General features: G+C 66.9%; 18 protein-coding genes and 1 tRNA gene. 10 read left to right on the forward strand and 9 right to left on the reverse strand.

All coding sequences use genetic code 11. The features are described from left to right. Positions 1 to 15 precede the first annotated feature (15 nt). The 8 genes from AC1REM_RS09970 (at position 16) to AC1REM_RS10005 (ending at position 7,463) form a co-directional block, all read left to right on the forward strand. Positions 16 to 885 carry a ParA family protein gene (locus AC1REM_RS09970; RefSeq protein ID WP_204940212.1) on the forward strand — a complete coding sequence of 290 codons (870 nt, stop codon included), beginning with the start codon at positions 16 to 18 and terminating at the stop codon, positions 883 to 885. Then, complete coding sequence (locus AC1REM_RS09975; protein ID WP_492514507.1) at positions 869 to 1,720, forward strand: segregation and condensation protein A; 852 nt, start codon at positions 869 to 871, stop codon at positions 1,718 to 1,720. The genes AC1REM_RS09970 and AC1REM_RS09975 overlap by 17 nt, the downstream gene beginning before the upstream one ends. After that, positions 1,710 to 2,339 carry an SMC-Scp complex subunit ScpB gene (gene scpB, locus AC1REM_RS09980; RefSeq protein WP_492514508.1) on the forward strand — a complete coding sequence of 210 codons (630 nt, stop codon included), beginning with the start codon at positions 1,710 to 1,712 and terminating at the stop codon, positions 2,337 to 2,339. The genes AC1REM_RS09975 and scpB overlap by 11 nt, the downstream gene beginning before the upstream one ends. Then, positions 2,336 to 3,142, forward strand: a complete 807-nt coding sequence (locus tag AC1REM_RS09985) for a pseudouridine synthase (RefSeq protein WP_492514509.1) — start codon at positions 2,336 to 2,338, stop codon at positions 3,140 to 3,142. Before scpB ends, AC1REM_RS09985 begins: the two co-directional genes overlap by 4 nt. Further along, entirely contained in the window at positions 3,139 to 4,251 is a 1,113-nt protein-coding gene (locus AC1REM_RS09990; protein ID WP_492514510.1) for a prephenate dehydrogenase, read from the forward strand. The genes AC1REM_RS09985 and AC1REM_RS09990 overlap by 4 nt, the downstream gene beginning before the upstream one ends. Continuing rightward, positions 4,244 to 4,927: a (d)CMP kinase gene (gene cmk / locus AC1REM_RS09995; RefSeq protein ID WP_492514511.1), complete on the forward strand. Its 684-nt coding sequence runs from the start codon at positions 4,244 to 4,246 to the stop codon at positions 4,925 to 4,927. The genes AC1REM_RS09990 and cmk overlap by 8 nt, the downstream gene beginning before the upstream one ends. After that, a complete protein-coding gene (der, locus tag AC1REM_RS10000; RefSeq protein WP_492514512.1) occupies positions 4,920 to 6,440 on the forward strand; it encodes a ribosome biogenesis GTPase Der in 1,521 nt (506 codons plus the stop codon). Before cmk ends, der begins: the two co-directional genes overlap by 8 nt. A gap of 99 nt (positions 6,441 to 6,539) precedes the next feature. Continuing rightward, positions 6,540 to 7,463, forward strand: coding sequence for an NUDIX domain-containing protein (locus AC1REM_RS10005; RefSeq protein WP_492514513.1), 924 nt, complete (start codon positions 6,540 to 6,542; stop codon positions 7,461 to 7,463). A 36-nt stretch (positions 7,464 to 7,499) separates the two neighbouring features. Here the strand turns inward: AC1REM_RS10005 and AC1REM_RS10010 are convergent, their stop codons facing one another. The 4 genes from AC1REM_RS10010 to AC1REM_RS10025 are packed head-to-tail and all read right to left on the reverse strand — an operon-like array spanning position 7,500 to position 9,610. Continuing rightward, on the reverse strand, positions 7,500 to 7,895 hold the full coding sequence (locus AC1REM_RS10010; protein ID WP_492514514.1) for an RNA-binding S4 domain-containing protein: 396 nt from the start codon (positions 7,893 to 7,895) through the stop codon (positions 7,500 to 7,502). Next, positions 7,892 to 8,548, reverse strand: coding sequence for a lysoplasmalogenase family protein (locus AC1REM_RS10015; RefSeq protein WP_492514515.1), 657 nt, complete (start codon positions 8,546 to 8,548; stop codon positions 7,892 to 7,894). Before AC1REM_RS10015 ends, AC1REM_RS10010 begins: the two co-directional genes overlap by 4 nt. A 4-nt stretch (positions 8,549 to 8,552) precedes the next feature. Then, on the reverse strand, positions 8,553 to 9,008 hold the full coding sequence (locus tag AC1REM_RS10020; RefSeq protein WP_492514516.1) for a hypothetical protein: 456 nt from the start codon (positions 9,006 to 9,008) through the stop codon (positions 8,553 to 8,555). After that, positions 9,005 to 9,610 (reverse strand): GNAT family N-acetyltransferase, encoded by a 606-nt coding sequence (locus tag AC1REM_RS10025; protein ID WP_492514517.1) that lies wholly within the window; start codon positions 9,608 to 9,610, stop codon positions 9,005 to 9,007. Before AC1REM_RS10025 ends, AC1REM_RS10020 begins: the two co-directional genes overlap by 4 nt. 120 nt (positions 9,611 to 9,730) lie before the next feature. On the opposite strand from AC1REM_RS10025, the gene AC1REM_RS10030 reads away from it, so the two are divergent. Both AC1REM_RS10030 and AC1REM_RS10035 read left to right on the forward strand, forming a co-directional pair. Beyond that, a tRNA-Pro gene (locus AC1REM_RS10030) sits at positions 9,731 to 9,807 on the forward strand. A 153-nt stretch (positions 9,808 to 9,960) separates the two neighbouring features. Then, positions 9,961 to 10,788 (forward strand): GIY-YIG nuclease family protein, encoded by an 828-nt coding sequence (locus AC1REM_RS10035; RefSeq protein WP_492514518.1) that lies wholly within the window; start codon positions 9,961 to 9,963, stop codon positions 10,786 to 10,788. A gap of 51 nt (positions 10,789 to 10,839) precedes the next feature. Here AC1REM_RS10035 and AC1REM_RS10040 read toward each other — a convergent pair whose 3' ends face one another. The 5 genes from AC1REM_RS10040 to AC1REM_RS10060 form a co-directional block, all read right to left on the reverse strand. Next, positions 10,840 to 11,634 carry a tyrosine-protein phosphatase gene (locus tag AC1REM_RS10040; protein ID WP_492514519.1) on the reverse strand — a complete coding sequence of 265 codons (795 nt, stop codon included), beginning with the start codon at positions 11,632 to 11,634 and terminating at the stop codon, positions 10,840 to 10,842. 79 nt (positions 11,635 to 11,713) lie between these two features. Further along, positions 11,714 to 12,655 carry a DUF1214 domain-containing protein gene (locus AC1REM_RS10045; protein WP_492514520.1) on the reverse strand — a complete coding sequence of 314 codons (942 nt, stop codon included), beginning with the start codon at positions 12,653 to 12,655 and terminating at the stop codon, positions 11,714 to 11,716. A gap of 50 nt (positions 12,656 to 12,705) precedes the next feature. Continuing rightward, positions 12,706 to 13,008 (reverse strand): SHOCT domain-containing protein, encoded by a 303-nt coding sequence (locus tag AC1REM_RS10050; protein ID WP_492514521.1) that lies wholly within the window; start codon positions 13,006 to 13,008, stop codon positions 12,706 to 12,708. A gap of 19 nt (positions 13,009 to 13,027) precedes the next feature. After that, complete coding sequence (locus tag AC1REM_RS10055) at positions 13,028 to 13,468, reverse strand: DUF6325 family protein (protein ID WP_492514522.1); 441 nt, start codon at positions 13,466 to 13,468, stop codon at positions 13,028 to 13,030. Beyond that, entirely contained in the window at positions 13,465 to 13,839 is a 375-nt protein-coding gene (locus tag AC1REM_RS10060; protein WP_492514523.1) for a PLDc N-terminal domain-containing protein, read from the reverse strand. The genes AC1REM_RS10055 and AC1REM_RS10060 overlap by 4 nt, the downstream gene beginning before the upstream one ends. Between the last annotated feature and the right edge of the window lies 1 nt (position 13,840).

Raw genomic sequence — 13,840 nt, forward strand, 5'->3', positions numbered from 1 at the left:
GAACAGACAGGAGCACTGGTGGCGAAGCAGGCGGCAAAGGGCGACATTCCGATCGGACCGACCGGTCGTCCCTACCAGGGCTTCCCGACCCCGGCACCTCTGGCCTCCCATGGCCCCGCCCGCATCATCGCGCTGTGCAACCAGAAGGGCGGCGTCGGGAAGACCACGACCTCGATCAACCTGGCGGCAGCGCTCGCCGAGTACGGTCGCAAGGTGCTGGCTGTGGACTTCGACCCGCAGGGTGCGCTGTCGGCCGGCCTCGGCATCCCGACGCACGACGTGCCGACGATCTACGATCTGCTCCTGGACACCAAACGGGACGTTCACGAGGTCATCGTGCCGTCGGCGGTCGAAGGGCTGGACGTCCTTCCCGCCAACATCGACCTCTCGGCTGCCGAGGTGCACCTGGTCAACGAGGTGGCCCGCGAGACGATCCTCTCGCGTGTGCTGCGCCAGGTCGCGGGGGAGTACGACGTCATCCTCATCGACTGCCAGCCCTCGCTCGGCCTTCTGACCGTGAACGCGCTGACGGCTGCGCATGGCGTTCTGATTCCGCTGGAGTGCGAGTTCTTCGCGCTGCGCGGTGTGGCGCTCCTGATCGAGACGATCGACAAGGTGCGCGATCGCCTGAACCCCTCGATCCAGCTCGACGGACTCGTCGCCACGATGTACGACCCGCGCACGCTGCACTCGCGCGAGGTGCTGGAGCGTGTCGTGGAAGCGTTCGGCGAGGATGTCCTGGAGACGGTCATCGGTCGCACGGTGAAGTTCCCGGATGCGTCAGTGGCCGGTGTTCCGATCACCGAGTTCGCGCCGGAGCACGCCGCAGCGCAGGCCTACCTGCGACTTGCGCGGGAGCTGGTCGCCCGTGGCGCCGTCGCCTGACGAGCGCCTCGCGCCCGACAACGTACCTTCTGACGAGCCCGCTGTTCCCGTCGAGGCGGGTTTCCGCGTCTCGCTCTCCAACTTCGACGGCCCTTTCGACCTTCTGTTGAATCTCATCTCGAAGCACGAGATGGACATCACCGAAGTGTCGTTGAGTCGCGTCACGGATGAGTTCATCGCCTACCTGCGTGAGCTCGGGCCGGACGAGGAGCTTGACGAGGCATCCGAGTTCCTCGTCGTCGCGGCGACTCTTCTCGACATGAAGGTCGCGGGTCTTCTCCCGCAGGGAGAGCTCGTGGATGCGGAGGCTGTCGCGCTCCTCGAAGCACGAGATCTGCTGTTCGCGCGGCTCCTGCAGTACCGGGCCTTCAAGGAGGTCTCCGCCTGGTTCTCGCGCAGTCTGCAGTATGAAGACCGTCGTCATGCCCGCGCCGTGCGCCTCGATGAGAAGTACCGTCAGCAGGTGCCCGAGCTGGTGTGGAGTCTCAACGTCAATGACTTCGCCGCGCTCGCGCTGCTGGCCTTCACACCGAAGGCGATTCCGCATGTCGGACTCGATCATCTGCACGCGCCGCTCGTGAGCATCCGGGAGCAGGCGGCGATCGTCGTCACCCTGCTCCGCAGCGCCGATGCCCTGACGTTCCGTGAGCTTGTCGCGGGTATCAGCGAGCCAGGCATCGTCGTGGCCCGATTCCTCTCTGTGCTGGAGCTTTACCGCCACGCCGCCCTCTCTTTCGAGCAGCTCGAACCGTTGGGGGAGCTGACCCTGCGCTGGTCGTCTGACAACTGGTCGGATGATCAGCTGGCCACTCTGGGAGCCGACTATGACCGATAACACTGCAACGACGACGGATGACACGGTGGTGACCTTGGAGGAGGTGCCGTCGCCGGCATCCGCCCTTCCGCTCACCGAGCGACTGGAGGCGATCCTGCTCATCATCGACGAGCCGCACAGCGTGGTCTCGTTGGCGGCGGCCGTGAGTGCTCCGGTCGCGGACGTCCGTCAGGCCCTTCGTGCCCTCGTGGATGACTACGACGGCCGGGGTGCGGGCCCCCGACGTGGCTTCGAGCTGCGCGAGGTGGGCGGCGGCTGGCGTCTCTACGTGCGCGAGGACTATGACGACCTCGTGGCGGACTACGTGGGTGGGCAGGCGCCCACCCGACTCTCGCAGGCCGCGTTGGAGACCCTTGCCGTGATCGCGTACAAGCAGCCGGTGACGCGCAGCCAGGTGGCGTCGATCCGTGCGGTCAATGTCGACTCGGTCGTGCGCACGCTCGTGGCGCGAGGGCTCATCACCGAGCTCTTCGCGGACTCGGAGACCGGCGCGATCAACTACGGCACCACCGATGCGCTGCTGCAGAATCTCGGCATCAACTCGCTTGACGAGCTGCCGCCGATCTCGCCCCTGCTCGATGACGGGGCGGATGGCTTCACCGAAAGGACCACATCATGACGTCGCAAGAGTCGACCGAGGGCGTTCGCCTGCAGAAGGTGCTCGCCAATGCGGGAGTCGCCTCGCGGCGCGTGATCGAGAACTACATCGTCGAAGGGCGCATCCGCGTCAATGGGACCGTCGTGACGGAGCTGGGGCGACGGATCGACCCGGAGAACGATCTGGTTGACGTCGATGGCGTCGCCATCCAGCTGGATGTCTCCAAGCGCTACGTCATGCTCAACAAGCCGACCGGTGTCGTCAGCACGATGAAGGACGAGAATGGTCGTCCGGATCTTCGCCGTTTCACGAAGGACTGGCCGGAACGCCTGTATAACGTTGGTCGCCTGGATGCGGAGACGAGCGGGCTGCTCATCCTCACGAACGACGGTGACCTCGCCCATGTGCTCGCTCACCCCTCGTTCGGGGTGACGAAGGTGTACATCGCGAAGGTCGAGGGCGTCGTGACGCCGCAGACGATCGCGAAACTCACCGCCGGAATCGAGCTCGAGGACGGGCCGATCGCCGCGGACAAGGCGCGCCTGCTGGACGTGTCGAAGGCGGGCCGTGACGGATCGAGCCTCGTGGAGCTCACGCTGCACTCGGGACGCAACCGGATCGTCCGTCGGATGCTCGCCGCGGTGGGACACCCGGTGACGGAGCTCGTGCGCCGCCAGTTCGGTCCGCTGCACCTGGGAACCCTCCCGGCGGGCCGCTCACGAGAACTGAGTAAAATCGAACGTGGTGCGCTGCTGACTCTTGCGCGCCAGGATGCCGGTACTCCCGCGGAGGCGCTGCCGGAGGAGCCGCAGGAGACACAGTGACAGATACGGACAGCGCGATTGCTGCGCGTCTTTCGGGGACCGTGCGCATCGTCGGCGCGGGGCTTCTCGGCGCGAGCATCGGCCATGCCCTCTCCGCGAAGGGTGTGGATGTCGTCCTCTCGGACACGTCTCCCGCGCAGCTGCGTCTCGCCATCGACTACGGTGCCGGCCGTGCCGCGCGCGAGGACGACCGCCCCGCACTCGTCGTCGTAGCCGTGCCGCCGGATGTCACGGCAGACGTCATCGAGGCGGAGCTTCGTCGTTTCCCGGACGCCGTCGTGACGGATGTCGCGAGCGTCAAGCTCGAGCCGCTGAACGCGCTTCGCGCCCGTGGGGTCGACCTCACCCGCTACATCGGCTCGCACCCGCTCGCCGGACGTGAGCGCGGCGGAGCCATCTCGGCGCGTGCCGACATCTTCATCGGGCGACCCTGGGTGGTCTGCCGGGACGGCGAGACCCGAGCCGCAGACCTCGCGCTCGTAGAGGATCTCGCTCTCGATGTGGGCGCGATGCCGCTCGAGATGACGCCCGAAGAACACGACCGTTCGGTCGCGCTGACCTCGCACGTGCCGCAGGTCGTCGCGAGCCTTCTGGCTGCGCGCTTCGTCGACGCCAAGGAGGGGTCGCTGGGCCTTGCCGGGCAGGGCGTGCGCGACACGACGCGCATCGCCGCATCCGATCCCGCACTGTGGGTGCAGATCCTCGGCGCCAACGCCGCTCCCGTCGTTGCCGTCCTCGATGCGCTGGCCGCAGATCTCACCCGCGTCTCTGACGCCCTGCGGGCTCCGGATGCACCGGGCGCACGTCGCACAATCGCGGACGCGATCCGTCTCGGCAACGAGGGCGTGGAGCGTCTGCCGGGCAAGCACGGCCAGAACCGCCGCTTCGAGCAGCTCGTCGTGATGGTGGACGACACCGCCGGTCAACTGGGGCGTCTCTTCGGAGAGCTCGGCGAACTCGGCGTCAACGTCGAAGACCTGCGCCTGGAGCACTCACCGGGTGCGCAGTTCGGCCTGGCCGAGATCAGCGTCGAGCCCGCAGCCCTGCGCGGTGCGATCGACGGACTCGAAGAACGCGGATGGCGGATTGCGAGCATGACCAATGACTGACACCCCCTTCATCGTCGCGATCGACGGCCCCGCGGGCAGCGGCAAGTCCAGCGTGTCCAAGGCGGTGGCGCGCCAGCTCGGCTACGGCTACCTCGACACGGGTGCGGCGTATCGCGCGCTCGCCTGGCACGTGCTCAACACCGGCGCGGACACCGCGGATGCGGATGCTGTGCGCGCCGCAGCATCCGATTTCGACCTCCGCCTCGGTCTCGACCCCGACGACCGCACCGTGCGCGTCGGAGAGCATGACGTCACCGAAGAGATCCGCGACCCTCGTGTCTCGTCCGCCGTCAGCGGCGTCGCGCGCGTGCCCGAGGTGCGTGCCGCGGTCAACGAGCTGTTCCGCGACATGGTCGCCAGGGCCTCTCAGCCCGCCGTCGTGGTCGAAGGTCGCGACATCACCACCGTCGTCGCACCGGATGCGCCCGTGCGCATTCTGCTGACGGCTGCGCCCGAGGTGCGCGCCGCGCGCCGCGCCAATGAACTCGTCGGAGAGAACGCGGCCGCCGTGGCCGCCGCGCTGCACAAGCGCGATGCCTCCGACAGCACCGTGGTGGACTTCCTCACCGCGGCCCCCGGAGTCGAGGTGGTCGATTCGACCGACCTCGACTTCGCCCAGACCATCGACGCCGTCCTCACGGTGATCGCACAACGCCAAGGAGCGAATCATGGCTGACGACGAGTACCACGGCGGGGACGACAACCTCGCAGAGAAGCTGGATGAGCTCGACCCCGAACTCATCGACGCCCGCGCAGAGACCCTGCGCGCCGGCCTGTCCGACTACGACCTGGACGACGAGGACGCCGAGCTGCTCGCCGGCCTCGTCGAGGGCGAAGACGGCATTCAGTACTACCCGGCGCTGCCGGTGGTCGCGATCGTGGGACGCCCGAACGTCGGCAAGTCCGCGCTCGTGAACCGCATCCTCGGTCGCCGTGAGGCCGTCGTGGAAGACACCCCCGGTGTCACGCGCGACCGCGTCACGTACAAGGCGGAGTGGAACGACCGCCGTTTCTCGCTCGTCGACACCGGTGGATGGGAGCCCGACGCCAAGGGCATCGACCGATCCGTTGCGGCGCAGGCCGAGGTCGCGATCGATCTCTCGGATGTCGTGCTGTTCGTGGTCGACGCGATGGTCGGTGCCACTTCGACCGACGAGCACGTCGTTCGCCTGCTGCGCAAGAGTGGCAAGCCCGTCTTCCTCGTCGCCAACAAGGTCGATGACCCGCGCCACGAGCCGGAAGCCGCAGCGCTCTGGAACCTCGGGCTCGGCGAGCCCCACCCCATCTCGGCCATCCACGGCCGCGGCGTCGCGGACCTGCTGGACGAGATCCTGAAGAAGCTGCCCGAGGTCTCGGCCGTCGCGAAGCAGGAGATCGGCGGCCCGCGTCGCGTGGCGATCCTCGGACGCCCGAACGTCGGCAAGTCCTCGCTGCTGAATAAGGCCGCAGGCGAAGAGCGCGTGGTCGTCAACGACCTCGCCGGCACGACCCGCGACCCGGTCGACGAGATCGTCGAGCTCGGCGGCAAGATGTGGCGCTTCGTCGACACCGCCGGCATCCGTCGCCGCGTGCACCTGCAGCAGGGTGCCGACTTCTACGCCTCGCTACGTACGTCGGCCGCGCTGGAGAAGTCGGAAGTCGCGGTCGTCGTGATCGACGTGACCCAGCCGATCAGCGTGCAGGACCTCAACATCATCGACCTCGTGCTGGAGTCTGGCCGTGCGCTCGTGATCGCGTACAACAAGTGGGACATGCTGAACACCCCGGAGTACGAGAACATCGATCGCCGCAAGTACCTGGAGCGTGAGATCGAGCAGGACCTCGCGCACGTCGCGTGGGCTCCGCGCGTGAACATCTCGGCGAAGACCGGCCGCCACCTCGACAAGCTGGTTCCGGCGCTCGAGACGGCGCTGGAGAACTGGGACCGTCGTATCCCGACGGGCAAGTTCAACGCGTTCCTCACCGAGCTCGTCGCCGCGCACCCGCACCCGCTGCGTGGTGGCAAGCAGCCGCGCATCCTGTTCGGCACGCAGGCCTCGACCCGCCCGCCGACATTCGTGCTGTTCACGACCGGATTCCTCGACCCGGGCTACCGTCGCTTCATTCAGCGTCGCCTGCGCGAGATCTACGAGTTCGAAGGAACGCCCATCGTCATCAACATGCGTGTGCGTGAGAAGCGTCAGCGCTAGCATCCGATGCGTGAAGAAGAGAGCCGTGGCGTCTGCCGCGGCTCTCTTCTCGTTTCTCCCTGCGTCCTGCGTCGGCGTGGGGTGTGAAAAGCTGAAGGGGTGACGATTCTTCCCCCTGCTCCTGGTGAACCGCGGCGCCCGGATGGTCCGCGCGACAGCGGTGACGCGTGGGTGATCGCGCCGACGGGCGAGCGGTACTGGGGGCGGTACGGCGCAGCCGGGCTTCTGGCGGTCGATCCGGCGCGGGGAGTGCTGCTGCAGCACCGCGTGAGCTGGAGCCACTTCGGCGGCACCTGGGCGCTGCCCGGCGGCGCGCGCCATGAGGGCGAGAGCGCGCTGGACGGCGCGCTTCGCGAATCGCAGGAGGAAGCCGGGGTGCCGGACGGTGCGGTCGTTCCTCGGTTGGAGAGTGTTCTCGATCTCGGGTACTGGTCGTACGCGACGGTCGTCGCTGATGTGCGCACGCCCTTCGATCCGGTGATCAGCGATCCGGAGAGTGTGGCGCTGGAGTGGGTGCCGGTGGAGGCAGTGGATGCGCTGCCGTTGCACCCGGGGTTCGCGGCGAGCTGGCCTTCGCTTCGCGCGCTGCTGGATGTGCGCCCCGCGCTTGTGATCGATGCGGCCAACGTCGTGGGATCCGTGCCGGACGGATGGTGGAAAGACCGCGCGGGAGCGGCAGAACGTCTGCGTGACAAGATCAGCGACGCGCTGGACGATCGCGGCTTCGGGGCGACCTGGGGCGGAAGCGGCGAGGACGTGCGGTGGTACCCGGAGACGCTTCTCGTCGTCGAAGGTCAAGCGCGTGCGATCGCGTCGGACCAGCCGTCGGGTGACGCATCGCTGCGTGTTGTGGCCGCTGCGGGTGAAGGCGATGACGCGATCGTCGACGAGGCGCGTGCGCTGGTCGGCACCGGCCGCGAGGTCGTCGTTGTGACGAGTGACCGGGGTCTTGCTGCGCGCGCTGCGGACGCGGGAGCACAGGTCGTTTCTGCTGGGTGGTTGCTCGCGCAGCTGGACGACTGAGCGCAGCGCTCGCGCGCTTTGCCGGCGTGTACCGGCTCAGTCGAAGGGGCCGGGATCGCTGTCGCGGCCACGGAGCTTGTCGATGTCGCGACGCTCGCGCTTGGTGGGGCGGCCGGCGCCGCGGTCGCGGACGCCCAGGGCCGCCTGCGGTTCGCGCGGCGGCGTGCGGTCGTCGTAGGCTGTGGCGGCCAGCGGCGCGCCGACGCGCTTCACCAGGATCTGTCGGACGACCAGGTGTCGGTCGAACCCTGCGATGCGGATCCGCAGCTCGTCCCCGATCTTCACCGACTGCGCTGCTTTGACCTTCTCTCCGTTGAGACGGACGTGACCCGCGCGGCAGGCGGTCGTCGCCGCGGAGCGCGTCTTGTAGATGCGGACGGCCCAGAGCCAGCTGTCGATGCGCGCAGACGTGCGCGCAGTGGCATCCGTCATCGCTGCTCCGTCCGACGAAGAACGAGCAGTGCGCCGGCGATGATCAAGCCCTGACCGAGCGTGTAGGTGAGCATGACGGCGGGGCTTGTCCAGTCGGGCATACCGGGAAGGAAGAGTCGGAAGGCGAGGATCGTGTCGCTGGCGAGGAAGAAGGCGCCGCCTGTCGCGATGACCGGAGTGCAGCGCGCGGCGAAGACGGCGGTGCCCGCGAGTACGATGCCATAGCCGGCGACGCCGAAGAAGAGCGAACCGGTGTGCGGGCCGAGGAAGGCGATCATGCCGATCCACCACACGGCGTAGACCAGCGCCCACCACGGCACCTTTCGGCGGGTGAGGTGGCGAGCGAAGAGCACTATGTAGGCGATGTGAGCGAGGCCGAAGAACAGCAGCATCAGGGGCAGCGTAGGACCGCCGGGGAAGAAGGCGCCCGCACCGTCTCCAAGCCACGAGAAGAGCAGCGCGAGCAGCAGGAGCGTGGCGGCGAGCGTGCGCAATCGCCGCAGGCTGAGGATCACCGGGACGGCGAGGAGGGGCATGAGCACGAGCTTGCTGGGCCCGGCAAGCGGGCTCTCCAGGCCGAGCGCGACCACGTGGAAGACGGACGCGACGATAAAGGGGAGGAACGACCAGGCGAGCGGGGTGCGTTGTGGCATCCGTTCAGGACTCCACGGTGACGTTGATGACCGCACCCGTGTCGTCGAGGTGCGCGGCGGGCCAGTATCCCTCGGGGAAGTGCTCGCCGCAGGTGTCGACGAAGTGCAGCACGATGATGCCTTCTGTGGTGGCTTCGATCGCTTCTAGAGTGAGGTCGTCGGCGGCTTCGTCGAGTTCGTGTGCCGGGGGCTCGCTCGTGCTGAATCTGGTGACGATGGCATCCGTTGCCGCACGGACCAGTTCGTCGAGCCTGTCGATTGTCGCGCCGAGCTGGGGGATGAGCCCTCGCGCGGCATCCGGTTCGGTTCCTTCGAGCATGAGCTCGATCTCGCCGGTGTCTGTCGCGTAGGTCTGCGCGTACCAGTCGTGAGTGAGGACGGTGCCGTCGGTGAGCTCGGATGTCGCGCGTGTGAACGTGCCGAGCTGGGGGTCGTCGATGACAGGAGAAGCGTCGCTCATACCGCCACGTTAGCGGCAGTCGGGGTGAGTTCGAGAGCGACGAGCGGGCGGCCCGGCTTGAGCGCGGCGCGCTGCTCGAAACCAGCCGCGCGGAAGGTGCTCAGGGTGCCGTGGAACAGGTTGTTCGACGCGTGCTTGCCGGTGGTGGTGTCGACGGGGTAGCCCTCGATCAGCCGAGCACCCGCGTCTCGCGCAAAGGCGACGGCATCGTGCATGAGCTTTGCGGTGATGCCCTGACCGCGGTGTTCGCGGCGCACGACGAAGCAGGTGATGGCCCAGACGGCGTCATCGTCGAGAGGCTCGATGGTGGCCGTCGCGATCGCACGGGTGTGCGCGAGGCGCGCCTGGCTCGTGCGCGGCCCGACACGCACCCACCCTGCCGCCTCGCCGTCGACGTAGGCGATGAGACCCGGAGGCGGGCCTGCGGCGATCTCGTCGCGCAGCAGCGCCGTGCGCTCCTCCTTGGTGGTGTTGTTCCAGTCCTTGGCGCGCAGCGTCAGCCACGCGCACTGGCAGGAGGCACCGTCGCCGCCACCCGTGAGGGCATGCTGCACGTCAGCCCAGCGCTCGGTCGTCGCAGGTCTTGTCGTGATCGTGACCATGCCGGAACGCTACGCGCAGCATCCGACATCGGCAACAGACGCGCCCGGGGTGCTCAGTTCGCGCGCGGCTCAGAGTGCGGCTAGGATGGGGGAGTTGCCTGAACGGAAACGCTCAGGTGGCGGGCTGTGGCGCAGCTTGGTAGCGCACTTGACTGGGGGTCAAGGGGTCGCAGGTTCAAATCCTGTCAGCCCGACCATCGGGAGGCTCGGAATCACGCGGAAGTCGCGAGGTTCCGAGCCTCTTTCAGTTCCACCGCGGTGTCGCGTTGACGCACAAGTTCCGTCGTGACGTTGCCGGCTGAATCGCGGCAGAAACCACACCTCCTCGCCTCCACGAGTAGCGTTTGACCATGCGCCCGATCTCGCTTGCAACGCTGCTGCCGCCGGACTTCGACCCGCTCACGTGCAAGCTTCATTTCGCGGTGTTCAATGGTGAGTCCCATCCGGTCGACGCTCTCGGCAACGATCCTGAGCTGTGGCAGCGCTGGAACACGTGGCGCAATGTCAATGACGACTTCAACCGGCGATTCATCTTCGCGCTTGCACAGGACAAACATGACCCGACATTGTGGCTGTTCGGTGGCATCTGGGAAGTAGTGGGCCGTCGTCCCGAGCCGCGGCAGCATTCCTACGACGTAGCTCTTCGCGAGGACCTCATGGGCCCGTACATGAAGAGGCTCTATGTGCGGGTTGCCCTCACCGGCCGCAACCGCCGCCGAAACATGGAGGCGTGCCTCAATGACATGACTGTGGCGATGATCGCGGAGGAGCCCTTCGGTGGGGATCCGTTCCCTGGGCACGACCGCATCAATCACTCGCTCGCTGAGATCCAGGCGATCGTGAGGCAAGGCCGACCAGACTGGCGGATCGCCCTGGAGCACATGAAGGGCGTCTATGTCATCCATGACGCCGAAACCGGCGAACCTTACGTGGGATCTGCGTATGGCGACACCGGGATCTGGCAACGCTGGTCGAACTACGCTCTCACTCTCCACGGCGGCAACGTCGGGCTCCAAGCGCACCTGGCTGCCACGGGAGAGGAGTACTTCCGCAATCACATGCGGTTCGCCCTGTTGGAGTTCTGGTCGATGCGAACCGACGACCAGCATGTGATCGACCGCGAGACGTACTGGAAGAGCGTGTTGCTCTCCAGATCCCTCGGCCACAACAAGAACTAGGTCCGCGACCTCGCTGCACGATCCGGCATGACCCGAGAAATACGGGAACGCTCAGAAGAACAGTGCGCGCAGGCGTCCCAGATCCGTGGAAGTCAGCCCGAGCCCCTTCGTCGCGTAGTCCTCGATCGTGCCGAATTGCGAGCGCATCTGATCGAGCGCCGCGGCGAGGTAGCTCTCGCGGACTCCGACGACCGGCATCAGGAGTTCGCGGTCGACGCCCTGCTCCTCGATCTGGCGCAGCAGCGGTTCCAGCGCGGGCAGCAGATCGGTGTTCGTCTGCAGGTAGTCCGCGTACACATCGCTCTCGTCCACACCCAGGAGCAGGAGCAGGGATGCGGCTGCCCATCCCGTGCGGTCCTTGCCCGTCGTGCAGTGGAAGAGCGCCGCGCCTTCTCGTGTCTCGTCCGTCAGATCCAGGTAGAAGCTCCGGTAGCTGTGAAGTGCCGAGGGCAGGCGTACCAGGTCGCGGTAGGTGTCTTCGAAAAGCTGCTCTGCTTTCCCTCCGCCGAGCGCTGCCGCGAACGCCCGCGGGTTGGTGGAGAGTTCGCCCAGGCTCGCGGCAACGCTCAGTGAGCTGTCCGAGAGCACATCAAGGGCGACCAGCCGTGTCCCTTCAGGAAGCCTGTCCGGCGCGGCCTGCGCCTCCGCGGACGTGCGCAGGTCATAGACCGTGCGGATGCCGAGTGCGGAGAACTGCGGCACATCGGCATCCGCCAGGGAGGAGAGCGTCGCTGAGCGAAAGACGACACCGGGGTTGGTGAGACCCTCAGCCGTCGGCAGTCCTCCGAGATCGCGCAGGTTGGGGGCACTGGCGATCGGCTTTCGTCGGGTCTCGGTGCGATCCATGCTGTGTCCGTTTCGTCTTGAGGCCTGAATTGCCGCGGCCGGAGGGGGAGAACTGATTCGAGTATGGCCTGACGGCACGTCAGAGCGCCTCTGGACGCGGCGGCGTCCACGTGCCGTCGAGCACTTCAGCACGCGGTCGGTAAAGGCGCAGCACGTAGTTCCACCCCGGCATGATGGGCAGCGCGTTCGCGACGCCGTCGAGGTGCACCCCGAATCGGATGGTCACTGCTCCGTCGGGCTCCGTGCTCGCCGTCAGGCTGTTGATGCTGTTCACCCCCAGGGCGTTCTCCTCGAAGTAGCCAGCGGCGTTGTACAGCGACACCGACCAGAACGCATCGACAGGCACGTCTGCGAGGCGGAGCGCGTACTCGGCCGCGGGCAGATTCTCATCGAGACTGATGTAGGTCGCCTCGTACTCCGGGAGCCCGCCCCACCCGGACGCGGTTCCCATCAGGTGCATGATCGGATCGACCTCGGACACCGTGCCGAAGGAATGGTCGTACTTCGCCACGCCACGAGCAAGCGTCAGGATCGCGTCGCGGGTCTCGTTCTGGGAGCGCTCGTCGTACTCGGGCAGCGGATACGCACCGGTGCCGCCCCCTTCAAGAACGAGGGAGTCCTGCAGACGGTTCACCTGGGCGACATCCGCGGGATCCTGCGGGTCAACGAGGATGCGCACGATCAGCGCGGCGTAGTCGGTCCCCACCGTGTCGCGGCTGAGCGTGTGGGCACCGGGGGTCCGCAGGATCACCGGACCGTAGTGGTCTTGGTTGATCACCCAGACCGAGATGTACCGGTCGCCGACATCCGGCAGCGTGATCGTCACACCGTCGCGGACATCGACGATCGCGCTGCTGTAGAGCGTGTCGCGATTCTGTCGGATGATCGGCTGGTCATCGAGCGGCTTGAGCTCGTACGTGTGGTTCCACGCGCCGACACCGACACCTGCGCAGAGACGAGAGAACATGAGATCCGACTCTGCGCGGGTGAAGTTCTGAACATTGACGGGGATAGCAGTCATTTCGAGGTTCCTTTCGAAGGTGGTGTGGCGTCGACGGTCGCACCGGAGCGTCAGCCGAGAAGTCGCCTTTTCGCGGCGGCGAACTCGGTGTCGTCCAGGAGCCCCTGTGTGTGGAGGTCGCCGAGGCTCTGCAGCGCGGACGCGAGGTCGGCGGGAGCCTCGGAAGCCGACGCGGAGCGCGCGATCTCTGTCGGCGCGGCCATCTGTCGTTGCGCCGCCTCATACTGCGCGGCTTCGGATTCGGCGAGCGCCTTGCGCTGGCGATGAGCCATGATGCCACCGCTCACGGCGGTCGCGGTTCCGGCCACGACGGCGGTGCGTGCGGCGAGGCCGATCAGGCCGGGGCGGCCCATTCTCGGGAAGTATGGCATGTCAGTACTCCGAATCGGGGGACAGGGAAGCGGCGAGCGCGTTCACGACCGGGGCAGGGATCCGTTCAAAGTCGAGCAGCGTGGCGCCTGACAGCGCGGCTCGTCGGGCGAGTTCGCGGTGATGCAGGAGCTCGACGGCGATGACAAGGGCTGACGTACCATGCGGCATGACGGCGGCGAGGTCGACGATGTCGTCATGTCCGACGATGCCGGTCGCACCGAGCTGATCGAGATCGAATCCGGTGAGCTCGGCGGCCTCCAAGAAGGTCGTTCTTCCGTCCTCCTCACGGGAAACCAGCACGAGATCGAGCAGACGGAATGTCCCCTCGTCGACGAGGGCCACCAGCTCTGACATGGACGCGGGGTCCGGCAGTTCTCCGGGAAGGCCGACCAGGTAGAGGTCGACAGGCCCAAAACCCTCGTCGCGGACTGCCTCTGTCATGCGAGCGCCTTCGCCTTCAGACGTGAGAACTCGGCTTCGTCGATCGATCCGGCCTCCAGGAGTGCCGCGGCCGCAGCGATCTCGTCGCTGGGGCTCCTGCCCGCAACCTGCCGGATGTAGGAGGACGTCGCCTCCTCTGCGTCGTGAGCGGCCTGGGCGCTTCGAGCGGCCATCCCCGTTCCACGGGCGATGAGATAGACGAGAGCGGTGACAAGCGGTAGGAAGAGCAGAAAGACAATCCAGAGCGCCTTCCACCAGCCGTTGAGTGTGTGATCGCGGAACAGATCGCTGATGATCGCGAAAAGGGCGAAGAGATAGCCGATGAAGACGACCGCCCAGAGCATCCAGATGAGAACATCCCAGAACTGCATG

This window comes from Microbacterium sp. GW823-FHT02G05 (assembly GCF_058797175.1).

Bases quoted from the DNA above. Each gene is read 5' to 3' on its own strand.
- AC1REM_RS10035 (WP_492514518.1), top strand. From the start codon at position 9,961: ATGCGCCCGATCTCGCTTGCAACGCTGCTGCCGCCGGACTTCGACCCG.
- scpB (WP_492514508.1), top strand. From the start codon at position 1,710: ATGACCGATAACACTGCAACGACGACGGATGACACGGTGGTGACCTTG.
- cmk (WP_492514511.1), top strand. From the start codon at position 4,244: ATGACTGACACCCCCTTCATCGTCGCGATCGACGGCCCCGCGGGCAGC.
- AC1REM_RS10015 (WP_492514515.1), bottom strand. From the start codon at position 8,548: ATGCCACAACGCACCCCGCTCGCCTGGTCGTTCCTCCCCTTTATCGTC.
- AC1REM_RS10060 (WP_492514523.1), bottom strand. From the start codon at position 13,839: ATGCAGTTCTGGGATGTTCTCATCTGGATGCTCTGGGCGGTCGTCTTC.
- AC1REM_RS10055 (WP_492514522.1), bottom strand. From the start codon at position 13,468: ATGACAGAGGCAGTCCGCGACGAGGGTTTTGGGCCTGTCGACCTCTAC.
- AC1REM_RS10020 (WP_492514516.1), bottom strand. From the start codon at position 9,008: ATGAGCGACGCTTCTCCTGTCATCGACGACCCCCAGCTCGGCACGTTC.
- AC1REM_RS10050 (WP_492514521.1), bottom strand. From the start codon at position 13,008: ATGGGCCGCCCCGGCCTGATCGGCCTCGCCGCACGCACCGCCGTCGTG.
- der (WP_492514512.1), top strand. From the start codon at position 4,920: ATGGCTGACGACGAGTACCACGGCGGGGACGACAACCTCGCAGAGAAG.
- AC1REM_RS10045 (WP_492514520.1), bottom strand. From the start codon at position 12,655: ATGACTGCTATCCCCGTCAATGTTCAGAACTTCACCCGCGCAGAGTCG.
- AC1REM_RS10025 (WP_492514517.1), bottom strand. From the start codon at position 9,610: ATGGTCACGATCACGACAAGACCTGCGACGACCGAGCGCTGGGCTGAC.
- AC1REM_RS09985 (WP_492514509.1), top strand. From the start codon at position 2,336: ATGACGTCGCAAGAGTCGACCGAGGGCGTTCGCCTGCAGAAGGTGCTC.
- AC1REM_RS10040 (WP_492514519.1), bottom strand. From the start codon at position 11,634: ATGGATCGCACCGAGACCCGACGAAAGCCGATCGCCAGTGCCCCCAAC.
- AC1REM_RS10010 (WP_492514514.1), bottom strand. From the start codon at position 7,895: ATGACGGATGCCACTGCGCGCACGTCTGCGCGCATCGACAGCTGGCTC.